At 36.8% G+C, this 16,122-nt stretch carries 13 protein-coding genes; 5 read left to right on the forward strand and 8 right to left on the reverse strand.

Annotation, left to right across the window (positions count from 1 at the left end; translation table 11 throughout):
* Positions 1–11: 11 nt before the first annotated feature.
* Together JAZ75_RS12820 and JAZ75_RS12825 are read left to right on the forward strand one after the other, a co-directional pair.
* Positions 12–821 (forward strand): heme ABC transporter ATP-binding protein, encoded by an 810-nt coding sequence (locus tag JAZ75_RS12820; protein ID WP_021187834.1) that lies wholly within the window; start codon positions 12–14, stop codon positions 819–821.
* Positions 822–887: 66 nt separating this feature from the next.
* Positions 888–1,850, forward strand: coding sequence for a helix-turn-helix transcriptional regulator (locus JAZ75_RS12825; protein ID WP_132842825.1), 963 nt, complete (start codon positions 888–890; stop codon positions 1,848–1,850).
* Between the two features lie 409 nt (positions 1,851–2,259).
* On the opposite strand, the gene JAZ75_RS12830 is transcribed toward JAZ75_RS12825, so the two are convergent.
* Positions 2,260–3,039 carry an alpha/beta fold hydrolase gene (locus JAZ75_RS12830; protein ID WP_208702277.1) on the reverse strand — a complete coding sequence of 260 codons (780 nt, stop codon included), beginning with the start codon at positions 3,037–3,039 and terminating at the stop codon, positions 2,260–2,262.
* A gap of 180 nt (positions 3,040–3,219) precedes the next feature.
* Between JAZ75_RS12830 and JAZ75_RS12835 the strand changes: the two genes are divergently transcribed.
* Positions 3,220–3,786 carry a Crp/Fnr family transcriptional regulator gene (locus tag JAZ75_RS12835; RefSeq protein WP_208702279.1) on the forward strand — a complete coding sequence of 189 codons (567 nt, stop codon included), beginning with the start codon at positions 3,220–3,222 and terminating at the stop codon, positions 3,784–3,786.
* A 196-nt stretch (positions 3,787–3,982) separates the two neighbouring features.
* Here the strand turns inward: JAZ75_RS12835 and JAZ75_RS12840 are convergent, their stop codons facing one another.
* Positions 3,983–4,912 carry a DUF6268 family outer membrane beta-barrel protein gene (locus tag JAZ75_RS12840; protein ID WP_410528621.1) on the reverse strand — a complete coding sequence of 310 codons (930 nt, stop codon included), beginning with the start codon at positions 4,910–4,912 and terminating at the stop codon, positions 3,983–3,985.
* 53 nt (positions 4,913–4,965) lie between these two features.
* On the reverse strand, positions 4,966–5,715 hold the full coding sequence (locus JAZ75_RS12845) for a lysophospholipid acyltransferase family protein (RefSeq protein ID WP_208702281.1): 750 nt from the start codon (positions 5,713–5,715) through the stop codon (positions 4,966–4,968).
* A gap of 284 nt (positions 5,716–5,999) precedes the next feature.
* On the opposite strand from JAZ75_RS12845, the gene JAZ75_RS12850 reads away from it, so the two are divergent.
* Both JAZ75_RS12850 and JAZ75_RS12855 read left to right on the forward strand, forming a co-directional pair.
* Complete coding sequence (locus JAZ75_RS12850; protein ID WP_208702283.1) at positions 6,000–7,025, forward strand: hypothetical protein; 1,026 nt, start codon at positions 6,000–6,002, stop codon at positions 7,023–7,025.
* 43 nt (positions 7,026–7,068) lie between these two features.
* On the forward strand, positions 7,069–7,647 hold the full coding sequence (locus tag JAZ75_RS12855) for an NAD(P)H-dependent oxidoreductase (protein WP_132770856.1): 579 nt from the start codon (positions 7,069–7,071) through the stop codon (positions 7,645–7,647).
* Between the two features lie 95 nt (positions 7,648–7,742).
* Here the strand turns inward: JAZ75_RS12855 and JAZ75_RS12860 are convergent, their stop codons facing one another.
* The 5 genes from JAZ75_RS12860 to JAZ75_RS12880 all read right to left on the reverse strand — a co-directional run bounded on the left by JAZ75_RS12860 (position 7,743) and on the right by JAZ75_RS12880 (position 16,118).
* Positions 7,743–9,167 (reverse strand): efflux transporter outer membrane subunit, encoded by a 1,425-nt coding sequence (locus JAZ75_RS12860; RefSeq protein ID WP_208702285.1) that lies wholly within the window; start codon positions 9,165–9,167, stop codon positions 7,743–7,745.
* A gap of 25 nt (positions 9,168–9,192) precedes the next feature.
* Positions 9,193–12,381 (reverse strand): efflux RND transporter permease subunit, encoded by a 3,189-nt coding sequence (locus tag JAZ75_RS12865; RefSeq protein WP_208702287.1) that lies wholly within the window; start codon positions 12,379–12,381, stop codon positions 9,193–9,195.
* 20 nt (positions 12,382–12,401) lie between these two features.
* Entirely contained in the window at positions 12,402–13,598 is a 1,197-nt protein-coding gene (locus JAZ75_RS12870; RefSeq protein ID WP_208702289.1) for an efflux RND transporter periplasmic adaptor subunit, read from the reverse strand.
* Between the two features lie 79 nt (positions 13,599–13,677).
* Positions 13,678–14,277 carry a TetR/AcrR family transcriptional regulator gene (locus JAZ75_RS12875; RefSeq protein WP_208702291.1) on the reverse strand — a complete coding sequence of 200 codons (600 nt, stop codon included), beginning with the start codon at positions 14,275–14,277 and terminating at the stop codon, positions 13,678–13,680.
* Positions 14,278–14,570: 293 nt separating this feature from the next.
* Entirely contained in the window at positions 14,571–16,118 is a 1,548-nt protein-coding gene (locus JAZ75_RS12880) for a SusD/RagB family nutrient-binding outer membrane lipoprotein (protein ID WP_208702293.1), read from the reverse strand.
* Positions 16,119–16,122: the final 4 nt, after the last annotated feature.

A 16,122-nucleotide genomic window follows, 5' to 3' on the forward strand; every position in this document is an offset into this window, starting at 1 on the left:
TAGGGTCTGTTATGTTACGTGTAGAGAAACTTAATTACGAAATCAAGGGAAGAAAACTCCTGAAAGATGTTACTTTTCAAGTACGGAAGGGAGAGGTATTGGCTGTGTTAGGTGCCAATGGCGCAGGAAAATCTACTTTGATGGGATTACTCTGCGGAGAAAAGAAACCCTGCTCAGGGAGCATTCACTTAAATGGAAAGCTACTGTCGGATTATACTCCATATATTTTGTCACAATGTAGAGCTTTATTAAGTCAGCAACAGCAAATGACTTTAAGTTTTAAAGTCGATGAAATTGTATTAATGGGTCGTTATCCGCATTATAAAAATGTACCTCAAGCGCATGATCTCGAAGTTGTAGCCGAAACAATGAAACTTTGTGGTGTAGCATCATTTGCAGACCGTGATTTTCTAAGTTTATCAGGTGGTGAACAGCAACGTGTCCATTTAGCTCGGGTCTTAGCACAGATATGGGATAATCCAGATGCACTCTTGCTCTTAGATGAGCCTATTTCAGCATTGGATTTACATTATCAGCAGAAAGTTTTAGGTATTGCCAAAGCATTGGCGCGCAAAGGACTCATGGTTATTTTGATCGTACATGATGTTAATTTTGCAGCTACATATGCCAATCGCATTATGATGCTCAAAAATGGCAGAAAGCTATTTGATGGTACGCCAGTGGAGGTTTTGAATAAGAAAGAAATCTATACTATTTTTTCAGTCGAATCAAATGTGACGATGAATCCAAGAACATTGAAACCTTATGTTCAACTTGAAGAAATGCATGTTGAATTTGATAGTTATTTAGAAAGATTATAAATAATTTTAATATTCCAGCTTATTTCATTAATTTTAACTGCGCAAAGCTTATTTTAAACTGTAATCATGTTAGTGAAAAGTAAAATAGTAGAGTTGGAAGATTGGCTTTTTGAGGAAGAAATCCCGGACGGTTATGTGCCAGAGAAACCACTGGTTGAAAACAAAACCATTATTGAAATGGGGCCTGTACATATGGAGAATTTTCAACTTTCAACTTCAGGTCTTTTTATATTACATTCTAAAATGAACTTTGATAGACCTGTACAGATCCTCACTGAAATAGAAGGTGAAACGATTACAAGTCAATTTATATTTTTTAAACCAAAAGATGCAAAAATGCCCTATGGCATGAGTAGACATAATATTCGTTACATTCCTTCTGTGCGAACGACCCATCAAGTAGAACCTGGTATTGAATATATTTATTTTATAGCAGTTATATCTAAAGAATATTACCTCAATTTAATTAAGAGAGATTCATTGCTCCATCAACAGTTTGTGCATGAGATCGAAAAAGGGCAATATGCTTCATTTTCTGAAGAAGATCTTGTTGCTACTTACGAAATGCAACATACCATTTCTGAATTAATTGAATCGAAGAAAAAAGGAGAAATAAGAAGATTACATACCGAATCTCGGATTGTTGAATTGCTGATGTACCAATTTGAACAGTACAACGAACAAAAAGGAAATACGGATTCCTTGTTTCATGAGGAAGATATTCAACGGCTTGAAATGGCACGACACATCCTGGAGCAACGTATCGCAAATCCACCGACCCAAAAAGAACTGGCTGCAGAAGTGTTAACCAGTGAAAGTAAACTGCGTAAAGATTTTAAAGAATATTTCTCAGTTACTATTCACGATTATCTAACACGTGTACGTATGGAAAAAGCAAAAAATTATTTGTTAGCGGATAAAAAGACAGTATATGAAGTAGCATTGTTGACGGGGTATGGACATCAAAATAATTTCAGTAGTGCATTTAAAAAGTATTACGGTATTTCCCCCGGTGAATTAAAAATGTAAGCACTTTTCAGCTAGACTTTCTTGTACACATGTGATGAGCTGATCTATATCTTATAAAGATTTTATTGAGTCATAATAGAGGGTTTCTAGAGGGTTCGTAGAGGTAAAGCTCTATATATCCTCTATTTTATCTCGATGTAATATCTGTATAACTACTTCACTAGTCTTAGTTAAATAGGAGAATATCTTAATGCGTGTCTAACAATATTAAAATCAGACCAGAAGAATGATTTTGGTATTCAAGAAGGAGTACTTTTGATAAGAGACTAAATTTTTAGGTGTATATTTGATGAAGAGATGAAGAATAATACTATAAAGCCTCTTGATTTTTTCAAGAGGCTTTATATTTTACTAGAATTTCCTGTTTTGGAAACCTTTTTTAGAAAAGAAAGTTATAAGAAGCTTCTTTTTATTGATTTAAAAACTCGGCGACAAAAGCATCAAATGCTTGTGGATTTTCTGCCTGTACCCAATGTCCTGCATTAGGGATTGTTTTTATTATGGCTTTTGGAAATTGCTTTTCGATATTTGCTTTGTCTTCGGGCAGGATGTATCGTGACTTTTCACCAGCCAAAAATAAAGTAGGTCCTTTAAATATACCTGATTTGACACCTACTGTGATAAACGAAGTGTATTTACCTTTCAGAACGTCTAGATTGAAACGCCACCCTAGACTTCGGTCTTCTTTGATATACACGTTCTTCAATAAAAACTGGACAACTCCTGGTTCTTTAATATAGTGCTCAAGTGCTATCTGTACGTCTTTACGATTTTCGACAGTTTCAATATTAACGGCACTTAGTGCATTGAATATATCTTCATGATGCGGAGGGTAGGATTTGGGGGCAATATCAGCTATAATCAATTTAGCTACTTTTTCAGGATGATCTATAGCAAATTGCATGGCAACTTTACCACCTAATGAATGTCCAATAAGATCAATTTGATCCGCTCCAATAGATGCGATATAGGCAGATAGATCATCAACCATAACTTCGATCGACATCTCTTCACTATGAAAACTGCGCCCATGATTACGAAGGTCCAAAAGATGCACTTGTCTTTTTTCTCCAAAATTGCGGCCAAATGTTCCCCAATTATCGGACATGCCAAATAAGCCGTGTATAACTACTAACGGAATACCCGCGTTTTCTGCTCCATATATCTTGCTGTACTGTAGTTCTTCCAATGTATATTCTGTTTTAATGAGTCTTCTGTTATTGATTCAAAATTACAAAAAATAAATTTTATAGGCTTAAATGCAAAACGAATAACTATAGCGCATGAATAGATCTATCTGCAAAAGATAAAATGTAGCTTTGTATTAATAATTTTGTTAGAACGTACTGAAATTAGATATAGAGCATAAATGATAGCAGCATTTTTTCGTGATTTTGGAATTTTTTCGGAAGAGGAGATTGCACAAGTTCTTCAACTTTTTACGATCAGAAAGTTGAGTAAAGGAGATTATTTTGCTCGTGAGCATGAAAAAAGTAATGAAGTGGCATTTATTCGATCTGGAATCTTTCGCTCCTTTTATACAACTCCCAATGGTGACGATATTACTTATTGTTTTCGATTTCCAAATGATCTTATGGCGGCCTATTCTTCTTTTATAACTGGTGGTCCTAGTGTGGAAGCCATACAAGCTATTGTGCCGACAGAATTATATGTGATTCAGAAAAATAAACTTGATCAATTGGTTATTGAGAAGCCGATATGGATTATGTTTCTTAAGATTATAGCAGAACAGCAATATCTAGAATTGGAAAAAAGGGTTTTTCAATTGCAGAAGGAAACTGCCGCCCAACGTTATGCATCGTTGCTCAAAAATCAACCAGAATTTATCTTGCAAATCCCATTACATTATCTCGCTTCCTACCTTGGTATTACGCAAAGACATCTGAGTCGTATACGAAAAGAGATTACTGTTTAGTCGCTAATGTGATATTGATTTATCAATGTGACCTTAATGAATAAAAAGTAATCATTAAGGTTTAGATGGGTATAATAATAATTTTTAGAGGCATTTTATAACTATTTTTTGTCTTGTATCTTTGAATATAGATTGCTTCTTAAAATATGTTAAAGGGTCAGATTTATAGTGATAATATCTGACTCCTTTTGCTTTATTATAAATTCATCTTTAAACCTGCCGATGCATAGGGAGATGCTCTGAAATAATACTCTTTATCTTGAAACATACTTTTCAATGTTCTATCTGTGATCTGAGCTGGTCGCCACAGATTCATACCAACGGTTAGCGGTATTGAGATCTTTTTTCCTATTTTTATTTCTGGGCGAAAACCCGCAATCATATATAAATGTGAAAACATTTTATCTTTTTCTTCTTGTTGTAGAAGAGCTGTCTGGCCATTCATTTCTGCGATAAGATTTAACCGGAAATTTTTCGTCAAATCATATCCTACGGATAGCTCTAAGCCCTGCATAAGAGCTATCTTTACAGCATATTTCCCCTCAGTTTTCCAGTTGAGATAAAGGGCAGGAAAGACCATTGGGAAACCAAAAGAATTGTTGACCATAATACCACCGCCTAAATCCAAATTTGGTTTTAAGTGACGAATGAAAACAGTTCCGACATTGCCAAGTACATTTTTGAATCCTGCTTTTGAAAAATCAGTATTAGACATAAAAATACCTCCACCGATAGTCGCCAGTATAGACCACCGGTCGTTCAAAGGTCTTAAATGAGTTAGATTCATCCCAATATTTAATATTTCATCTACCACTAAGGGCGCTGTAAAGTTTTTATTGTCCAGCTTTGCATAAGCACCATTCGCACTTATAGCCCAGAGTGTAGGACGTTTATTTTCGTTCAATTTTAAAGATAGAGGAATCGTAATGTTAGCCTGGTGAACCATAGCAGCACCTTGACTATCACCTACTTTTTCGCTTTTTTCGTTCTCTGATTTTCGGTAGTCCGATTTTCCAATATATTCGGTTTTCATTTCTATTTGTACTTGTGCATCCACAAATTGGCAGTAAATAACCATTATAAATACGCAAAGCACTGTTTTTTTAATTTCAAAATTTCTGATCATATGAAGTATCTAAATTTTATTAAGACAATTGGTAGGCACTCTACCCTTTATTTTTATTTCCAACGGCGATGTGTCCACAACCACCAACTAGGATCTTTTTGTATGCTTTTTTCCAGCATGGACGCAAATTGCCTAGTTATGAATCCTTCAGAAGTTGATGCCGCATGATCACATATAGGTGTAATATCAAGTTCCCACACTTGTTTATTTAAGGGGTGTAAGGAAACATATCCTACATATGTATTTAGTTGCCTTGCTAGCTTTTCGGCACCAGAAAACATGAAGGTAGTTTGTTGTAAAAACTCAACAGCAATTCCATTGTCATGTCCAGGAAATTGATCTGCAATAAATAATGTAATGGAAGGAGTTTGTTTTTCCCGTAAAAGTATCCTTAATGCATGTTGAGCAGGCAACAGGCGCATACCATGTTTGGTCCTTTTTTTATAACTTAAATAATTTAAAAATCTGTTTTTTAAAGGTTTATATAGAGCTTGTGTAGGTATGTTTGTAAATTGTGGTATTTTCGTTATCAGCTCCCAATTTCCGTAATGACCTAATAACAGTATAGCTTGACTTCGTTGTTTTTGGAGCCTATTGATCGTTTCAAGGGCTGATTCTGATAAATGTAATTTTACCTGACGAGGATGAAAATTTTCCCATATAATACGGGCAAGATTTTGGTAGAAATTATGACGATGTATGTTAATTTCCTGATAGGACAAGTGAGGGAAGGCGCGAGCGAGATTTTGTACGCATACGCTTAGCCGATATTTACAAACTTGTCCAATGAAATAACCTAACATATTGATTGTTTTTAATGTTCCGAGAAATTTTAATACTATGCCGTAATTTGTAGAAAAACTAAATCCTATTATTTCAGTACTTCAACAAGTATCCCTTTTTATATCTGACAACCGGATGCTCCCTTACCCTTATTAATTTTTGAAAAAGAAGAGTTCTGAGATTAATTTAATACTAACCAGAAAATTAATCTTTATAGTCAGAACTGTTCTTATGTCACAATTACCTTTTAGACATATGTCCTGTAGAGGTTAAATTTTCAGAGATATTTTTGTATAAAAAAAATATGCAAAAGAATATCTTAATTATTGGAGGTAAAGGATTGGTAGGGAAGACTATTTATCGGATACTTAAATCCAGAAATCCTGATGCTGACCTCTTCGTGGGAAGTCGGAAAGCTACTGTGGAAAATAATGAACTAACGATTGATGTCAACCAACCAGATACTTTTCAGTCTATTTTAGATAAAAAAATAGATATTATTGTGTTGAGTGTAAATGATAACGAAGACAATGTTTTACATTTTGCGGTTAAACACCATTTGGATTATATTGATATTACAAAACCAACTCCTGCATTGATGAAAGCCTACCACTCGCTCTTTGGTCATGATATCAATAGCCGAATTGTATTTGCATCGGGTTGGATGGGAGGAATAATTGCTGGTTTGATCAAGGCGAATGTAAACAGCATGACTGATATTGAAAAAGTTGATGTAGCCGTTTACTATTCTGTTAAAGATCTTGCAGGAGAAAGTTCAGCTCATTTTATGGCAGAAAATGTTGCCAAACCTTTTGTCCGATACCAGAACAATGAGCCCGTACTGATTAAACATTTTTTGGATAGCGATTATTTTAATTTTGGGTTCGGAATCGGCCGTCGGCAAGTTTATAATTTCGACGTACCGGATTTGTATATCCTTAATAAAGTTGAAAAAATCTCAGATGTCTCTGTCAAGATGACCTATAATTCTAAATTTATAACCTGGTTATTAGGGACGATGCAACAATTCGGAATTTTTAATAAGCTGTCTCTTAATACTAGGAAGAAAGTTTTCGGATCGAGTGGAAATGGAGATTTAGCAGTCTTCGAAATTACGGTAGCAAATACTGATGGAAAATTTAAGAAAATTAGTGTGCTCAGTGAGAAAGGGCAGGCTGAATTGACTGCCTTATCAACAGTTATACATATTGAATCTCTTTGCAAAAATGTTTTTAATAATCGTGTCTATTTTGCGCATGAATTGCATAAAAAACAGGATTTGCAGCAACAATTAATGGAATATAAAACCATTAATGTAAAAATATATTAATGGATGTGGCTAAAATGTAGTGTTTACAAATTTAATTACGCTAATGAAAAATATAGTAATTATCAATGGACATCCTAATAAAGATGCGCTAAACTTTGCTCTTGTAAAAGCCTATATTGAAGGAGCCGAACAATCAGGAGCCGAAATAAAAGAGATTACAATAGCAGATATGGAGTTTAATCCTAATCTCCAATATGGTTATCACAAACGTATGGACCTAGAACCAGATTTAATCAAAGCTTGGGAAATGATTTTGTGGGCAGATCATCTTGTATGGGTACATCCGGTATGGTGGGGCGGATTGCCAGCCTTAATGAAGGGATTTATAGACCGTTTGTTTTTACCAGGTATGGCTTTTAAGTATCGACCTAATTCGATATTTTGGGATCGACTGCTGAAAGGTAAGACTGGGCATATCATTACGACATTGGATCAGCCGGGCTGGTATTACCGTCTTATCTATGGAAGACCAAGTATCAATCAATTGAAAAAATCAACACTACAGTTTTGTGGTGTTACTCCAATAAAGGTAAGCTACATCGGTATTGTAAAAACAGCTGATGAAAATTTGCGGAAAAAGTGGATCGAAAAGGTTAAGAGGTGGGGAAAAGATAATCTGTAGAATTAATAATTTTTAAAAAGGGCTATATAAGTTTTAAAAATAACAAAGAAGCAGGTCTATTAAACTTGCTCCTTTGTTATACTTGTATATGTTAATTATTGATTCCAGCCACCACCTAGTGATCGGTATAAATCGACAACAGCAGCAAGTTCTGCCTTCTTAACTTGTGCAAGTTCCAATTCACTTTGTAGCATATTGCTTTGAGCTGTGATGACTTCCAAGTAAGTTGCCATTCCGGTTTCGAAAAGCACATCGGCATGTTGAATAGCTTTCTTCAATCGATTGGTTCTTTCTAAAGTGATGCGTTGCTTTTCTTTTAATTTCTCTATTGAAATTAAAGCATCAGATACTTCACCAACTGCTGTGATCACTGTTTGTTTAAATCGGATAACATTTTTTTCTTGATCAATTTGTGCGATTTCGTATTGTGTTTTTAGTTCACGACGTTGAAATATAGGCTGGGTAATACTTCCTGCGACGGCACCAAATAGGGAAGCTGGTATGTTGAACCAATTGCTGCTTTTGAAAGCATTGATTCCAGCTTCGGCACTGATAACTAAGGAAGGATACATCCTAGCTTTAGCATATTGTTGATAGGCTTTGGAACTGGTAACAGCAAGTTCTGCTTGCTTAACATCAGGTCTACGGCTCAATAAATCGGCAGGTACACCCGCAGACCAATTGTCAGGAAGTTGAATATTTGCCAGTTTTTCTTTGATTTTAATCTCCTGCGGTAGTCGACCACTCAACGTTTGAATGGCATTCTCCTGTAAATGGATCTGCTGTTCAAAATCTGGAATAAGACTGGCCGCAGCAAGACGTTGCGCATCCACTTGCTCTACAGCCAACATACTGATGTCACCAACTTCGTATTGTTGTTGGACAATGCGTAAGGTACTGTCGCTAAGACGTAGATTTTGCTGTGCAATCTCATGTAGCTGATAAAGCATAAGCAACTGGTAATATCCCTGTGCTACTTGAGAAATCAGTTGTGTCTGTACAGCTTTTTTTGCTTCTTCGGTCTGTAAATAAGAAGCTAATGCTACGGTATTTTGACTCTTGATCTTTCCCCATAGATCGGCTTCCCACGATAGTCCTAACGATGCTGTATAATCTTCAACATGATTTTGACCTAGAAATTGTCCTAGACTCAACCCATTCATACTATTATTGGATGGATTAGTACTGTTTGCTTTTATCTGCAATTGCAAATTTGGCAAATAGTTAGCCTTAGCTTGTTTTAACATCAGCTGCGATGACTCGATGTTTTTGATGGCGAGTTGCATGTCTACATTTTGATGGATGGCACTATCAATAAGAACTTGTAAAATAGGGTCTTGAAAGAAGTCTCGCCATGGAATGGAACCGATGCTCGTTTCTTTTACTCCTTCTTCTTGATCACGAAACTGTGTAGGAAGGGCAGGAGCAAGATCCTTGTTGCTGATCAGTTTATCGGTTTTACAAGACCATACAACAAGGGGTAATATGAAAGCCATCAGTATGTTTACTTTTATATTCATGTATTTCAATTTTGTCATTGTTTCACTAAACATTAGTATGTGCGGGTACTCTAACCACTTGTGATTGGTCCAATTCTTGTTTTTCCGTAGGCTTTGGACTTACTTTCTCTTGTATATATTGGAAGAAAATAAAAAGTACCGGAATGATGAATAGGCCAAGTACAACTCCACTGAGCATACCGCCTGCAGCGGCAATACTAATAGAGTGATTTCCTTGCGCTGAAGGACCAACTGCTGTCATCATTGGGATCATTCCTACGATAAAAGCGAGTGAGGTCATAATGATAGGCCTCAGACGTAGTTTTGCAGCTTTTAGAGCAGCACTTGCAATCGAAAGTCCTCGTTTACGTCCCTGAATAGCAAATTCAACGATAAGAATGGCGTTTTTGGCTAATAAGCCGATCAGCATAACCAAGGCAACCTGAACATAAATATTATTGGATATATCTGTTAGACTAATCGCAGCAAATACGCCGAAGATTCCTGTTGGAATAGATAGGATAACTGCTAATGGAATGATATAACTTTCATATTGTGCAGCAAGCAGGAAGTAAACAAATATCAAACACAAGATGAAAATAAGAGTAGACTGTCCACCCGAAACAATTTCCTCTTTTGTCATACCTGAGAATTCATAAGTATATCCTGTAGGGAGGTGCTGTTTTGCTACCTCTTCTACTGCACGAATAGCATCTCCTGAACTGTATCCAGGTTTTGGAATCGCATTGATACCAATAGAATTGAATAGGTTATAGCGTGATGCTGTCTCCGGACCATATACACGTGTCATGGTAACCAGCGTATTGATAGGAACCATATCTCCCTGACGATTTTTAACGAAAATCCCGTCCATAGAAGAGGGCTCGGTACGGTCTTGTACGTCAGCCTGAACCATGACGCGGTAATACTTACCGAATCGGTTAAAGTCTGAAGCCTGCGAGCTTCCGAAGTATGCCTGCATGGTCTGCAAAATACTTTTGGTACTTACACCGAGCTGTTCAGCCTTGATGTCATCAACCTGCAGTTCGTATTGCGGATAGTCTGCTTTGAATGTTGTGAAGGCCATCATAATTTCAGGACGTTGCATCAGTTCTCCAATAAACTGTTGTCCTACAGTACTAAATTTACCCAGTTGGCCACCAGTTCGATCTTGTAAAACCATATCAAGTCCATCAACATTACTAAATCCAGGAACAGTAGGGAAAGTAAAGACGAAAAAATTAGCACCTTTAATTTTAGATAATTTCTGGTTAACATCAGCCATAATAGCATTGATATCTTTTATAGCTCCCCGTTCTTTATGTGATTTAAGTAAGATAAAAGCCACACCAGCAGATGGGCTAGTTGACTGTGTCAAAATATTGAAGCCGGCTAAAACATTCAATGTTTTTGTAAAATCGGCATGTTGCAACTGTTGTTCTGCTTCGGCTAATGCGCTTGATGTACGGTCTAAAGATGCTCCTGCTGGCATTGAAAGAGATATTGCAATAAAACCCTGGTCTTCCGAAGGAATAAAACCAGTTGGAGTCTTGCGAATCATGACAACAGTAAGCAGTAATATCACGCCCAAAGCACTAAATGCAATCCATTTGTAACGAATTAAGAAACGCAGACTACCTATATAGTTTTTAGTTAATCGATCAAAACCGACATTAAATCCAGCAAAAAAGCGTTCTTTAAAGTTGAGTTGCTTTTTATCAGATTGGTTATGATGCGTAGGCTTTAAAAAAAGTGCACAGAGTGCCGGGCTCAAAGTCAACGCATTGATAGCTGAAATAACAATAGCAATGGCCAATGTAAAAGCAAACTGCCGATAAAATACGCCTGTTGATCCCTCCATAAATCCGATTGGAAGGAATACCGCCGACATAACTAATGTAATGGAAATAATGGCTCCTGTGATTTCACTCATGGCCGATGTTGTGGCTAGTTTTGGAGACAGATGTTCATTCTCCATCTTAGCATGTACAGCTTCGACGACGACAATAGCATCATCGACCACAATACCGATGGCGAGGACAAGTGCAAATAGTGTCAGCAAGTTGATCGAGAAGCCGAATAACTGCATGAAGAAGAAGGTTCCGACAATCGCTACAGGAACTGCGATGGCAGGAATCAGTGTTGATCTAAAATCTTGTAAGAATAGGAATACGACTAAAAATACCAGTATAAAAGCTTCTATTAAAGTATGTTTAACTTGGTCTATGGATTGATCCAAAGCATCTTTCGTATTATAAAGCACTAAGTATTTGACCCCTTTTGGAAAACTTAATGATGCTTTTTCCATAAACTCCTGGATCGCAATCTGAATTTCATTGGCATTGGAACCTGCCAATTGCATTACGCCGATATTAAGTCCAGGTTTACCATTGATTCGAGTGTGGCTGGCATAGGTATAAGAACCCAATTCAACACGGGCAACATCCTTAAGTCTTAAAACCGAACCATCTGTATTAGAGCGAATAATGATGTTTTCGTAATCGCTTGGCTGGTTAAGTTTTCCTTTGTATTTGATAACAAATTCGAAAGCCTCTTTACTGCTTTCTCCGAATTTTCCGGGGGCTGCTTCAACGTTTTTATCCTGAATGGCCGCCATGACTTCCTCTGGTGTCAGTTTGTAAGTCGCCATCTGATTAGGCTTGAGCCATACACGCATCGAATAATCTTTACTTCCGCCAAAGGGCAAAGCTTGTCCTACTCCGGGGATACGTTTAAGTTCAGGAATAATATTGATCTGCGCATAGTTGGTAATAAAAGTTTGATCATATTTGCTCTCATCTTCCGTATAAAGATCTAATACCATGATCAGACTGTTTTGCTGCTTGGCGGTTGTGATCCCCGCCTGTACAACTTCGCTTGGAAGTTGGCTGGTGGCTTGGGAAACACGATTTTGGACATTGACTGCAGCTTGGTCCGGATCAGTTCCTAATTTGAAATAAACGGTAATCATGAGAGAACCATCATTACTGGCTGTGGAACTCATGTAACTCATATTTTCGACTCCATTGATGGACTCTTCAAGAGAGGGGGCTACAGCACGGAGTACCGTTTCGGCATTTGCTCCGGGATAAAGTGCCGTAACTTGCACCGCTGGTGGAGCAATATCAGGAAACTGTTGCAAAGGAAGTTTTAGGATCCCGATGATCCCCAATATGACGAGCAGAATGGAGATAACTGTAGCAAGTACGGGTCTTTCTATAAATTTTTTAAACATTTTGTTTATCGTATTATGTTTTAGTTGATGCTGTCTTTAGGTAGTGCTTGTGGGGTGATCACTTGACCATCTTGAAGCAAATCAATTCCCTTATATACGATACGGTCTCCTTCTTTAAGGCCGTTACTAACGAGGTAATTGGATCCGCTTTTGCCGATGACTGTGATAGGCTGTTGCACTACTTTGTTTTCTTTGTTAACAGTATAAACGAAAATTTTATCCTGCATCTCGAGGGTTGCCATTTGTGGTACCAATAGCGTATTGTCATATTTTTTCTGCAATCGTACACGTCCCGTATTTCCATTTCTTAAAACACCTTCGGGATTCTTGAAAGTAGCACGTAAAGTAATGGCTCCGGTGTTTTTGTCAAATTGACCGTCCACCATATCGATCTTACCAGTTTGATCATATATACTTTGATCAGATAGCACTAAGTTAATCGGAGGAAGATTGTTTAATTTTTGTTGTAAATTAATTCCTGCTGTGTTGTTTTTGAATGCAATGAAATCATTCTCGCCTAGAGAAAAATATACATGTAGATCCTGTACATCAGACAGAGCCGTTAATGGTTGTGCATCAGATGGGCTAACCAAACTTCCTTGCTTTTTTTGCAATCTCCCGATAAAGCCATCAGATGTGGCACGGATCAACGTATATCCAACATTTATTTTAGCGGATTCAATTGCTGAAATGGCAAGTTGAACATTTGCTTCTGCTGCATTTCGGGCGCTGATTGCTGTTTTGAGCTGGAAATCTGTCAATACCTTATTATTGACTAACCGTGTCTTTTTCTCTACTTCTAAAGACGCATTTTCTAATGCTGCACGGGCAGATAGTAAATTAGCTTTCGCTTGATTAAGTTGCTCTTGATAAGGACGATCATTAATTTTGAAGAGTGCCTGACCTTTCTTAACTTTTGCTCCTTCATCGACAAAAATACGGTCCAAAATACCTTCTACCTGAGGTCTGATTTCAATGTTGGCCGAAGCTTCGATGCTAGCAGGATATTCCTGATAGACTGTTTCCTCACCGTTTGATATGGTCATTACCGGTAAGTTAGCAGGGGGAGGAGGTGCTGGTTTGCTTGTTCCTGTGGTACAGCTGTACAGGAAAATTGCAGATAAAAAATAAAGCGCCTTTACTACATTAAGTTGTTTAACACTGTTAAGTGATAAGACGTAAATTCTCTTAAAATCCAGTAATAGATGTGTTTTCATGTTATATTAAAAAATTGAGGTATGGTATATTTAACGCTGTTAAATCCTTTAACGTTGTATTATTTAAGGTAAAAAAAAACTAATCAGTAAGCGAACGTGTAATTCCGTAAATCGCGTCTTTTAAAACTTGTTGGTTGGTAATATCTCCATTACCTTGATTCACCAGATTGATCGATATTAATCCATGTATAATAGACCAGTATGTAAAGTACTTTCTGCAGATCAGTTCTTCCGAAGGATTATTTTCTTTCATAATTTCTCGGATAACGTCACTGATCATCTTCCCGTGTGATTCAGCACATTTATATGTTTTTTCAAAACCACAGCAGGCAGTTCCGACACCAAACATTAATTGATAAAGTTCACGTTCCTCGAAGGCAAAATCCCAATAGCTAAACCACATAGTTTCCAATTGTTTTTCCAGATTTGTTTCTGTAGATTTTGCTTCTTTTACTTTTTGGGCAAGGAGCCTGTAACCTTGGTTAGCAAGTTCTGTTAAGATAGCATCTTTGTTTGCAAAATATTCATAAATCATGGGTGCCGTATATTCGATGATATCGGCGATCTTACGCATGCTTAATGCTTGCCATCCCTCTTCTTTTACAATCTGAAGAGAGGCGTCAAGAATATTGCTTCTATTTTCGTCTTTAAGACGTTGTATGCGATCTTTACTAGCCATGCCTTATAAGCATAAATGATTTAACAGTGTTAAGACAAAATTCTGCTTTTTACTTTTTATTTGTGACATATCAAAGTCATTAAATAAAAAAAGAATACTAAACTATCGTTCATTTAAGATAAACCTGTTTTTGTCATCATTTATTTATTTTATGAGAAAGAGCGTATAAATTAGTGAAAAATATAATTTTTAAAATTCATAGATCTAATAGATAGATGATTAGAAAATATGCTTAAATAAAACACAGCCATCCCTTTTCAGGTTGGCTGTGTTTTAATAAAATTAGGAATCGCTTATTTGTTCCACCATAATTTATTCGTAATCACATCATCGCCCTGCTGTGCAAGCGAAGCCTGATAGTTGACTTTATTGGTGCTTTGCTCTTTAATCGGGTAAACCAAACGACTAGGGATAGCATCTCCGATTTCAGGATTGAAAGTATAGGTAACAGGCTTTCCATCTACAGTCCCACTCCATATTACATCTCCCTTTTTAATTAAGAATAAAGGATAACCGGTACGTCTCACTTCAGACCATGATTCAACGCTTTGATTGAATAAAGCCAAATATTTTTGTGTTAGTACGCGTTCTTTATTAGCTGCAGGCAACTTGTCTAAGTAAGCAGTAATGTCGGATGCAGCCACCCCCCATTTCTCTAAGGATGCACGTGTACCATTGATATATTGAGTTTGATCCCAATTGTTGTTCTCGGATAATAAGAAGGCAACTTCTGCATACTCCAATAATACCTCAGCATAATCTGCTGCATTGATAATATCTCCAGGTAAAGAAATCTTGTCTAGGGGAAATAAATTGCCGGCAGCTAAAGGTAATCCATATGGCTGGCCAAAATAGCTGCCATTTTCAGTCGTTGGTTTTGCATATTTAGTTAGTCTAGGATCTACGATTGTAAATGGACCTCTTTTCCCTTGTAAAGCTTCTACGATGACATTAGAAAGCGCAAAATCTTTTCTATTTGCCGTAACTGTGGCACGGTATAATGGTGCTTCATTTGGTGAAGTTTTTGAATACTTAAATGTCGCATTGTCACTATTGGAGGTGAATACGCCTTTTTTTATAGCATCATTAATATGAGTGTTTGCTAAGTTGGCATCTTTTGTTTTGATGCGTGTCGCTAAACGTAAACGAAGAGAATTCGCAAATTTAGCCCATTTTCCATTATCACCTTTATAAATAACATCAGACGTACCAAAAGTTTTATCCCCTTGGTATTTGATTAAAGTATCTGCAGCCTGTTGTAATTCAGTGAGGATATCCTTGTAAATCTTTTCTTGACTAGCATATTTTGGAGTCAAGTTATCCGGATTCTGTTGCAAAGCCTGAAAATCTGGATCAGCGTTACCAAAGGATTGATACGGAATATTACCAAACACATCAGTTAATGAGTGGAAAGCATAAGATTTTAAAATGCGCGCAATGGCAATTTGATTGACATTGCTACCCGCTGTTCCTGCCGAAGCAACTGCCTTGGTCTTCTCATCTGAATTGAGTTTAATAATTTCATTCAGATTATTAAGTGATTTATAAGTTGCTGTCCAATAATTATCTGAGTAATTTGTTGGTATTTGATAGCGAGACTGATCGGTGTAAATATTTTGTGCAAAGTATTGCGAAAATAATTGTGCCCCTCTTAAACTGATATCTTCGCTGCGTAGCGCATTCACTAATTGTTTTTCGGCCGTCACTAGTAATGTCGGTGTTGTTACAAAAGTGGGACGATTGGGATCGGTATTGATCTCTGCAAATTTAGACTTCGAGCATGAAGATGCAACAAGTGAAATACCGATTACTGAAGTATATAATATATTAATTATTTTCATTTTT

The organism is Sphingobacterium sp. UDSM-2020, from assembly GCF_016132525.1.
Lineage (GTDB): Bacteria > Bacteroidota > Bacteroidia > Sphingobacteriales > Sphingobacteriaceae > Sphingobacterium > Sphingobacterium anhuiense.

Excerpts from the sequence above, each read along its gene's own strand:
- JAZ75_RS12820 (WP_021187834.1), top strand. The coding sequence starts at position 12 with ATGTTACGTGTAGAGAAACTTAATTACGAAATCAAGGGAAGAAAACTC.
- JAZ75_RS12825 (WP_132842825.1), top strand. The coding sequence starts at position 888 with ATGTTAGTGAAAAGTAAAATAGTAGAGTTGGAAGATTGGCTTTTTGAG.
- JAZ75_RS12835 (WP_208702279.1), top strand. The coding sequence starts at position 3,220 with ATGATAGCAGCATTTTTTCGTGATTTTGGAATTTTTTCGGAAGAGGAG.
- JAZ75_RS12840 (WP_410528621.1), bottom strand. The coding sequence starts at position 4,912 with ATGATCAGAAATTTTGAAATTAAAAAAACAGTGCTTTGCGTATTTATA.
- JAZ75_RS12845 (WP_208702281.1), bottom strand. The coding sequence starts at position 5,715 with ATGTTAGGTTATTTCATTGGACAAGTTTGTAAATATCGGCTAAGCGTA.
- JAZ75_RS12850 (WP_208702283.1), top strand. The coding sequence starts at position 6,000 with ATGCAAAAGAATATCTTAATTATTGGAGGTAAAGGATTGGTAGGGAAG.
- JAZ75_RS12855 (WP_132770856.1), top strand. The coding sequence starts at position 7,069 with ATGAAAAATATAGTAATTATCAATGGACATCCTAATAAAGATGCGCTA.
- JAZ75_RS12860 (WP_208702285.1), bottom strand. The coding sequence starts at position 9,167 with ATGAATATAAAAGTAAACATACTGATGGCTTTCATATTACCCCTTGTT.
- JAZ75_RS12865 (WP_208702287.1), bottom strand. The coding sequence starts at position 12,381 with ATGTTTAAAAAATTTATAGAAAGACCCGTACTTGCTACAGTTATCTCC.
- JAZ75_RS12870 (WP_208702289.1), bottom strand. The coding sequence starts at position 13,598 with ATGAAAACACATCTATTACTGGATTTTAAGAGAATTTACGTCTTATCA.
- JAZ75_RS12875 (WP_208702291.1), bottom strand. The coding sequence starts at position 14,277 with ATGGCTAGTAAAGATCGCATACAACGTCTTAAAGACGAAAATAGAAGC.
- JAZ75_RS12880 (WP_208702293.1), bottom strand. The coding sequence starts at position 16,118 with ATGAAAATAATTAATATATTATATACTTCAGTAATCGGTATTTCACTT.